We start from the raw sequence: 7,288 nt of genomic DNA, 5'->3' as shown, positions 1-7,288 counted from the left end.
ATCAGTACCGCTTTAACCGTCGTTTCGATCTTGCTGCTATGCTTCCCCGCCTCGCTGCTGCCGCTGCCCGGACTGGCAGCCGACCAGAGCGGTGGTTACGCCTAGCGGAAGATTGGCGCTAATCAGGTTCCCCTAAAGGGGCGAGGGTAGAATGAGAGAGCCTCCGGCCAAATAGGGCAGGAGAGGCATGAGGTTCCCTCCCCTTCAAGGGGAGGGACAGGGTGAGAATGGGGATGAGTCCAACATGAAGGAGACCAATCATGAAAGAACACGTCACTGAAATAGAGTTGAGATTCGCCGACCTGGACGCCTATGGGCACGTGAACAGCGCGGTTTACTTCACCTACCTGGAGACCGCCCGCGTGAAGCTGATGGGACAGGAGTTCCTCGAGGCGACCCGGAACAACATCTACCTCGTCGTGGGGCGCGCCGAATGCGAGTACAAGCGCCCGATCGTCCTCTTCCAAAAGGTCGTGGCGACCCTGTGGCTGGATCGCATGGGATCGAGCAGCTTCGATATCGCCTACCGGTTGCACGATGGGGAGGACACTGTCTACGCCACGGCACGCACCACCATGGTCTGTATCGACAAGAACACCGGCGCACCGGTTCCGGTTCCCGACAGCATCAAGGCCCTGGCCTGACGGTTTCAAACAGAAGGAGATGGTATCTATGAGCAACACCCCTGAGATCCAGAGCCAGTGCGAGGGAGGAATCCTCACCCTTCGCTTCAACCGCCCGGAAAAGAAGAACGCGCTGAACCTCAAAATGTACCGTGAACTCTCGGAGAGGTTGAGAAGCGCCGACGGGGATGACAGTGTGCGGGTCATCCTGCTGACCGGCAGCGGCGATTCCTTCACCAGCGGCAACGACCTGGCCGACTTTCTCGCCTCTCCCCCCACCGGGACGGAGAGCCCCGTCATGCAGTTCCTGATGGCCATCAGCGAGGCGCGCAAGCCGATCGTGGCGGCGGTCAACGGCACGGCGGTCGGCGTCGGCGTCACCATGCTCCTTCACTGCGACCTGGTCTATGCCGCGCAGGGGGCCACCTTCCAGATGCCGTTCGTGAACCTGGGGCTCTGCCCGGAGGCGGGCTCGACGCTGCTCCTCCCGCGGATAATGGGACACCAGCGGGCAGCGGAGCTCCTCCTCCTGGGAGAGACCTTCTCGGCCAAGACGGCGCAGGAAGTCGGGATCGTGTCGGAGGTGCATCCCGACGACGATCTCGGCTCGGTGGCCCGGGACAAGGCAGTGAAGCTTGCCGCCCAACCTGCTGCGTCGGTGCGGCTGGCCAAGTCGCTTTTGAAACGGGAATACCGGGTGGGGCTCAAGGAGACCATCCTGGAGGAAGGGATGCAGTTCATGAACCGCCTCGGCTCCCCGGAAGCCGCCGAGGCCCTGCAAGCCTTCATGCAGCGCCGCCAGCCGGATTTCACCAAATTCAACTGACATCTAAATCAATATCCCCTCGCCCTCCGGGAGAGGGGCAGGGGTGAGGGAGGTTTTAAAATCTTCCCTCACCCGGCCTCCGGCCACCCTCTCCCCCAGTGGGGGCGAGGGTATAAGGAAGATGCCTCCGGCCATAAAAGCGAGCAGTCTTGAGTAGCAGGAGATTTCATGGGACACCACCTTGGTTCCAAGAGCAGTTTAGTTCCGCTGATCGACCGGCTGAACATGTTCCCGGTCGGACTGGTGGACAACGAAAAGCTTCGGGAGATCCTTTCCCTTCTCTTCGATGAGCGCGAGGCCTTCGTCGCCTCCCGCTTCCCGCTCGAGGAGGCGACCCTTCCGGAGCTCGTGAAGCTGACCGGCATCCCGGCAGGCGAGCTCTCCCTCATCCTCGACCGGATGGCGGACAAGGGGCTCTTGATGGACATGCCGTACAACGGCGTGACCTACTACCTCCTGGTCCCCGGGCTGATCGGCTTCTTCGAGTTCACCTTCATGAAGAACCGGACCGACCTCCCCCAGGCGCGGATCGCCCGCCTGATGTCGGAGTACATGCACGACCAGAACGGCAGGGGGCAGGGGGACGAGTTCTTCGGCTCGAAGACCCCGCTCACCCGCTCGCTCGTCTACGAGGAGCACATACCGGTCACCTCCGAGATCGTCAGCTACGAGAGCGCCCGCCAGATCATCATCGACGCCGGTGGAGGTGCGGTCGGCCTCTGCTTCTGCCGCCACAAGAAGGAGCATCTCGGTCAGAGCTGCAAAAAGGGCGCTCCGGTGGAGGAGATCTGCATTTCGCTGGGTGCCGCGGCCAAGTTCTTCTGCCGGCGCGGATTCGCCGAACAAAAGAGCGCTGCCGAGCTCCTGGAGATCCTCGATCGCGCCCGTTCCTTCAACCTCACCTTCGTCACCGACAACATCCGCCAGAAACCCTCCTTCATCTGCAGCTGCTGTGGCTGCTGCTGCGAGCTGATGGCCGGCGTCCAGCACGGATTCCACGAAGGGGTCGGCAAGACCGGCTTCACCGCGGTCATCGATTCCCGGCGCTGCAGCTACTGCGGAGCCTGCTTCTCCTCCTGCAACGTGAAGGCGATCGGTCAGCCGAGGGGGGTGAAGTTCTCCGAGCGGACCGGCCGCTATGCCGCGGTGAAGGATGAAGTCTGTCTCGGCTGTGGTGCCTGCGTCACCGCCTGTCCGGTCGGCGCCCTCTCGATGGTGCCCAGGGCGGAGCGGCCGCTGCCCCCCTTAAAGCGAAACGACCTCTACCGCCAGATCCTCAAGGAGAAGGGGCGGCTCACCCCCTACGTGATCAGCGGGATCAAGAAGAAAATCAGGAGCTTTCTCCCCGGCAAGGGGTGAGGCTGCAACTCAAGGAGATTCAGATGATTCTTTTCAACCCGAAAAAACTGGCGGTCAGCCATCCCGACCCGGTCGTCCGGGAGATCGTCGAGAAGACGGTCGCCTTCTTCGAGGCGAAGGGGAAGAAGAAGCTCAAGGAGGACGACCTCAACCGGGTCTGGTACCAGGACTTCATCGACTTCGTCAAGAAGGAGAAGATCTTCGCCACCCTGCTCACCCCGGCGGGGTACGGCGGGAGCGACTGCCGCTGGGACACCTCGCGACTTTGCGTGTTCAACGAGGTGGTGGCCTTCTACGGGCTCTGCTACTGGTACGTCTGGCAGGTCTCCATCCTCGGGCTCGGGCCGGTCTGGATGAGCCAAAACGAAGAGCTGCGCCGCAAGGCCGCCGCCCTTTTGGACGACGGCGCCATCTTCGCCTTCGGCCTCTCCGAAAAGGAGCACGGGGCGGACATCTACTCGACCGACATGGAATTGATCCCCAACGGGGAGGGGCGCTACCTTGCCCGCGGCGACAAGTACTACATCGGTAACGGCAACGAGGCCGCCCTGGTCTCCACCTTCGGCAGGATCCCCGGCACCGGCGAGTACGTCTTCTTCGCCGTCGACAGCAAGCACGAAGCCTACGAGTGCGTGAAGAACATCACCGCCACCCAGTCCTACGTCTCGGAATTCATCCTCCACGACTACCCGATCGCCGAGGCCGACATCATCTCCCGCGGCGCGGCGGCCTGGGACTCCTCGCTGAACACGGTCAATATCGGGAAATACAACCTCGGCTGGGCCTCCATCGGGATCTGCACCCATGCCTTCTACGAGGCGATCAACCACGCCTCCAACCGCCGGCTCTACGACCGGATGGTGACCGATTTCCCCCACGTGAAGCAGATGTTCACCGACGCCTACGCGCGGCTCACCGCCATGAAACTCTTCGCCTTGAGGGCCTCCGACTACTTCCGCTCGGCCTCCGCCGACGACCGCCGGTACCTCCTCTACAACCCGGTGATGAAGATGAAGGTGACCACCCAGGGGGAAGACGTCGTCAATCTCCTGTGGGACGTGATCGCCGCCAAGGGGTTCGAGAAGGATACCTACTTCGACACCGCGGCCAGGGATATCCGGGCGCTGCCGAAACTGGAGGGGACGGTGCATGTCAACATCGCACTGATCCTCAAGTTCATGGCCAACTACTTCTTCAACCCGGGCGAGTATCCCCCGGTTCCCCGGCGGCTGGAGGCGGCCAACGACGACTTCCTCTTCGACCAGGGGCCGACCAAGGGGCTCGGCTCCATCCGCTTCCACGATTACCGGAAGGTCTACGACAGCTGCCGGCTTGCCAACGTCAGGATCTTCGTCTCCCAGATCGAGGCGCTGGCCGCCTTCCTCCGTGCCACGCCTCCCAACGAGGCGCAGCAGCGGGACATCGATTTCATGCTCGCCCTGGGTGAGCTCTTCACCCTGGTGGTCTACGGCCAGTTGGTGCTCGAAAACGCTGCCCTGATCGGCATCGGGGACGACCTGCTGGCGCAGATCTTCGACTTCATGGTGAGGGATTTCTCAAGGTTCGCCCTTCAGCTCTACAGCAAAACGAGCACCACTTCCGGCCAGATGGAAGGGTGCCTCAAGATGATCGCCAAACCGGAAGTGGATGAGGCCCGCTATCTTCGGGTCTGGAACGAGCAGGTGCTCTCGTTGAGCGGCTGCTACGAGATGTCGGAGTGACCGGAGCGCGCACTGTAACAGGCAAATCGGCACGGCGTTGAACGTCAAGGAGGGATGTCATGAAGCATACGGAACTGGTCCAGCGGGTCGGCTTTATCAGGGAAGGGGGGAAACTCATCTTCAAGCTCGACTTCTCGAAGCTCACCCTGGAGGAAATCAAAGAGGTCATCGCCTATGGAAAGCCGATGATTTCGCGGATGCAGAAGGGGACGCTTCTGAGTCTGACCGATGTCTCCGAAACTGAGTTCGACGATCAGGCGAAAGAGGTGTTCAAGGAGCTTCTCGAGTACAACAAGCCGTACGTGCAGGCGGGCGCGGTGGTCGGCGTCAACGGCTGGCGCAAGCTCGTCTACATGGTGTCCCTGAAGATGTCCGGCCGCAACAACCTGAAGCTCTTCGACAACCCCAACGACGCCAAGGATTGGCTGCTCGGCTACAGCGCAGAGCCCGCCCCCGCCGCCAGCGCCGCGGCGAGGTAGGAACTCCCCTCTCGCTCGAATCGATATCCCCTCGCCCCTTCAGGGGAGAGGGGCAGGCATTCCATTCATATCCCCTCGCCCCTTTAGGGGAGAGGGGCAGGGGTGAGGGAGGTTCTAAACATCTACCCTCACCCGGCCTCCGGCCACCCTCTCCCCCAAGGGGGCGAGGGTGCCTATTCTTGGCGGACCCCGCGTGGGCACGGGGTCCGCTCACCCTACAGAAAAAGCCCCGGCACCTTTAAGGTGGCCGGGGCTTTCTTGTCTGAATGTTACGCTGTCTTCTGAGTGCCGTCGTACTACTTGCTCGGCAGATGATACAGATCCACGATCTTCTGCCGGTACTCGGAGATGTCCTTCTCCAAGGACTGCAGGTTGCGCACCTTGGTCTGGATGGTGTTCAACTGGGTGTCGAGCAGCTCAATAAGCCGGGGCATGATCTTGTCCGGCTTCTTGTACTCTTTGTAGATCGACGCCAGCTCCTGCATTTCCTGGAGAGACAGGCCCAACTCCTTCAATTTCAGCACGAACTTGAATCGCTTGACCGCTTCCTTGTCGTACACGCGGATGCCGCCCTCGGTGCGCTGCGGAGGGTCCACCAGCCCTATCTGCTCGTAAAGCCTTATGGTCCGGGCGGTTATGTTGAGCTTCTTCGCCAGGTCGCTGATCTGCAAATATTCATCGGAACTAAGCCGCATACTTTACCTCCATGTCAATTACCGACATATACTGTGTACCAAGGCAGGTTGTCAAGCAGTTAATATGAAGGCATTTTTCCCTCGTTACCTGGTCCATACGGTGGTGCGCCCGAACAGCGAGATCCCGATGAATCCGCGGACGTCGAGGCGGTGGGGATCCTTGAGGGTGATGGTGCAGCGGTAGGTCTTGCCGTTCTCCGGGTCGTAGATGGTCCCGTTGGCAAGCTTCCCCTCTCCGGCCGGGGTGAATCCCTCCATGAACTGCAGCCCGGCCAGCGGCCGCTTCCGGCGGGAGGGGTCCGGATTGTGGCTGTCGACCCGCGGCGTCCCGGGGGGACCCTCCGAGGCGTCGGTATAGAGCGGATCCTTCAGCGCCTCGATCTTCGCGCAGTACCTCTCCCCGCACCTGAAGACCACCACCGTCGATTTTGCGTTCTCCGTTTTCCAGCGCCCGAGTATCCCGTCGGCCTCCCCGGCAAAGGCGCTTGAGGCCATCAGCAGCAGAGCGGGCCATAACATTGCAATTTTCATAAGTTCTCCTCCTGTATTCCAATATACCCTCGCCCCTTCAGGGGAGAGGGTGGCCGGAGGCCGGGTGAGGGTAGTGTTAGCCAACTCTCTCCCTCACCCCCGCCCCTCTCCCGGTGTGCGAGGGGATATTGATTGCCCGTTAGGGACCGGTGATCTAAATCTCCGCCTCCACCAGGTAGAACTCGTCGTAGATCCTCTCCGGGGCGATCCCCACCCCCTCGTGCGAGCGGAGCCTCGCCGCCACCTGCGACAGCGACCAGACGTCCGGGTCGCCGTACCCCTTGCCGGCGAGCATCTCCCTGATCTGGGCGTCGGTTCCGCCCCACAGAAGCGGCTCCCCTTTCTTGGCCACGTACTTCGCGGTGAGGATCAGCTCCCGGCTCGGGATGTGGCCGTTGGCCTTGGCCGGCGGGACACAGTCGAAGATGAGCCGGCTGCCGTCGACGAAGAGCGTTTTCAAGGCCTTCAGGGTGTAGCGGACCGCCTCCTCCCGCAGGTAGTAGGAAACCCCTTCCCAGATGATGAAGGCGGGCTCCGGCCGCAGCATGCGTGACTCCTCCACCCGGCGTACCCAGTCCTCGTGGAAATCGACCGCCAGGTAGCGCACCTCCCCGTTCACGCGGGTGCGGTGCCGCTTGAGGAGATCGAGCTTCCCCTCCTGGGTCTTTGGGTGGTCGATCTCGATGAAGTGCACGTCCGGGTACTCCTTGCGGTGGGCGCGGAAGTCGTATCCCGCCCCCAGCAGGACCACCTGCCGGATCCCGCTTCGATAGGCCGCCTCCAGCCGGTCGTCGATGTGGCGGTAGCGAAGCGCCACCAGCTCGATGGTGCCCCGGTAGCCGGTGAGCGTGTTGGAGATCGCGCGCCCGAGCCGGTAGGTGAACGGTTTCAGGGCGGGGAGCGAAAAGAGCGGCTCGGCCCAGTGCCAGGGCCAGGGGAGCATCTTCAAAGAGAGCTCATCGACCATGATCCTCTTCCCGGACGGGGCGATGCTGGAGAGTGCCCGTAAGGCCACCACGTCTGCTGCTGTTCTGCTCGCCTTGTCTTTCATTGC

8 protein-coding genes and 1 pseudogene are annotated in these 7,288 nt (G+C 61.9%); 6 read left to right on the top strand and 3 right to left on the bottom strand.

Translation table 11 applies throughout. The features are described 5' to 3' along the window. From ACYVL5_RS17180 to ACYVL5_RS17155, 6 genes and pseudogenes are all read left to right on the top strand, one after another. Nucleotides 1–122: pseudogene (locus ACYVL5_RS17180) on the top strand (IS1595 family transposase); the annotation flags it as partial. 138 nt (nt 123–260) lie between these two features. Then, nucleotides 261–644 (top strand): acyl-CoA thioesterase, encoded by a 384-nt coding sequence (locus tag ACYVL5_RS17175; RefSeq protein WP_460596802.1) that lies wholly within the window; start codon nt 261–263, stop codon nt 642–644. 28 nt (nt 645–672) lie between these two features. Beyond that, nucleotides 673–1,449 (top strand): enoyl-CoA hydratase, encoded by a 777-nt coding sequence (locus ACYVL5_RS17170; RefSeq protein ID WP_460596801.1) that lies wholly within the window; start codon nt 673–675, stop codon nt 1,447–1,449. A gap of 168 nt (nt 1,450–1,617) precedes the next feature. Further along, nucleotides 1,618–2,808, top strand: coding sequence for an ATP-binding protein (locus ACYVL5_RS17165; RefSeq protein WP_460596800.1), 1,191 nt, complete (start codon nt 1,618–1,620; stop codon nt 2,806–2,808). Nucleotides 2,809–2,831: 23 nt separating this feature from the next. After that, entirely contained in the window at nt 2,832–4,529 is a 1,698-nt protein-coding gene (locus ACYVL5_RS17160; RefSeq protein WP_460596799.1) for an acyl-CoA dehydrogenase, read from the top strand. A gap of 59 nt (nt 4,530–4,588) precedes the next feature. Continuing rightward, nucleotides 4,589–5,008: a hypothetical protein gene (locus ACYVL5_RS17155; protein ID WP_460596798.1), complete on the top strand. Its 420-nt coding sequence runs from the start codon at nt 4,589–4,591 to the stop codon at nt 5,006–5,008. A 296-nt stretch (nt 5,009–5,304) separates the two neighbouring features. On the opposite strand, the gene ACYVL5_RS17150 is transcribed toward ACYVL5_RS17155, so the two are convergent. The 3 genes from ACYVL5_RS17150 to ACYVL5_RS17140 all read right to left on the bottom strand — a co-directional run bounded on the left by ACYVL5_RS17150 (nt 5,305) and on the right by ACYVL5_RS17140 (nt 7,285). Beyond that, complete coding sequence (locus ACYVL5_RS17150; RefSeq protein ID WP_460596797.1) at nt 5,305–5,703, bottom strand: MerR family transcriptional regulator; 399 nt, start codon at nt 5,701–5,703, stop codon at nt 5,305–5,307. A gap of 84 nt (nt 5,704–5,787) precedes the next feature. Beyond that, nucleotides 5,788–6,234 (bottom strand): DUF2147 domain-containing protein, encoded by a 447-nt coding sequence (locus ACYVL5_RS17145; RefSeq protein WP_460596796.1) that lies wholly within the window; start codon nt 6,232–6,234, stop codon nt 5,788–5,790. Between the two features lie 154 nt (nt 6,235–6,388). Continuing rightward, nucleotides 6,389–7,285, bottom strand: coding sequence for a class I SAM-dependent methyltransferase (locus tag ACYVL5_RS17140; protein WP_460596795.1), 897 nt, complete (start codon nt 7,283–7,285; stop codon nt 6,389–6,391). Between the last annotated feature and the right edge of the window lie 3 nt (nt 7,286–7,288).

This window comes from Geomonas sp. Red276, from assembly GCF_054784495.1.
The sequence above is the reverse complement of the archived record's forward strand: the minus strand, read 5'-3'. Positions and strand labels throughout refer to the sequence as shown.

Coding starts and splice junctions, on each gene's coding strand:
- ACYVL5_RS17165 (WP_460596800.1), top strand. CDS start 1,618: ATGGGACACCACCTTGGTTCCAAGAGCAGTTTAGTTCCGCTGATCGAC.
- ACYVL5_RS17140 (WP_460596795.1), bottom strand. CDS start 7,285: ATGAAAGACAAGGCGAGCAGAACAGCAGCAGACGTGGTGGCCTTACGG.
- ACYVL5_RS17150 (WP_460596797.1), bottom strand. CDS start 5,703: ATGCGGCTTAGTTCCGATGAATATTTGCAGATCAGCGACCTGGCGAAG.
- ACYVL5_RS17145 (WP_460596796.1), bottom strand. CDS start 6,234: ATGAAAATTGCAATGTTATGGCCCGCTCTGCTGCTGATGGCCTCAAGC.
- ACYVL5_RS17170 (WP_460596801.1), top strand. CDS start 673: ATGAGCAACACCCCTGAGATCCAGAGCCAGTGCGAGGGAGGAATCCTC.
- ACYVL5_RS17175 (WP_460596802.1), top strand. CDS start 261: ATGAAAGAACACGTCACTGAAATAGAGTTGAGATTCGCCGACCTGGAC.
- ACYVL5_RS17155 (WP_460596798.1), top strand. CDS start 4,589: ATGAAGCATACGGAACTGGTCCAGCGGGTCGGCTTTATCAGGGAAGGG.
- ACYVL5_RS17160 (WP_460596799.1), top strand. CDS start 2,832: ATGATTCTTTTCAACCCGAAAAAACTGGCGGTCAGCCATCCCGACCCG.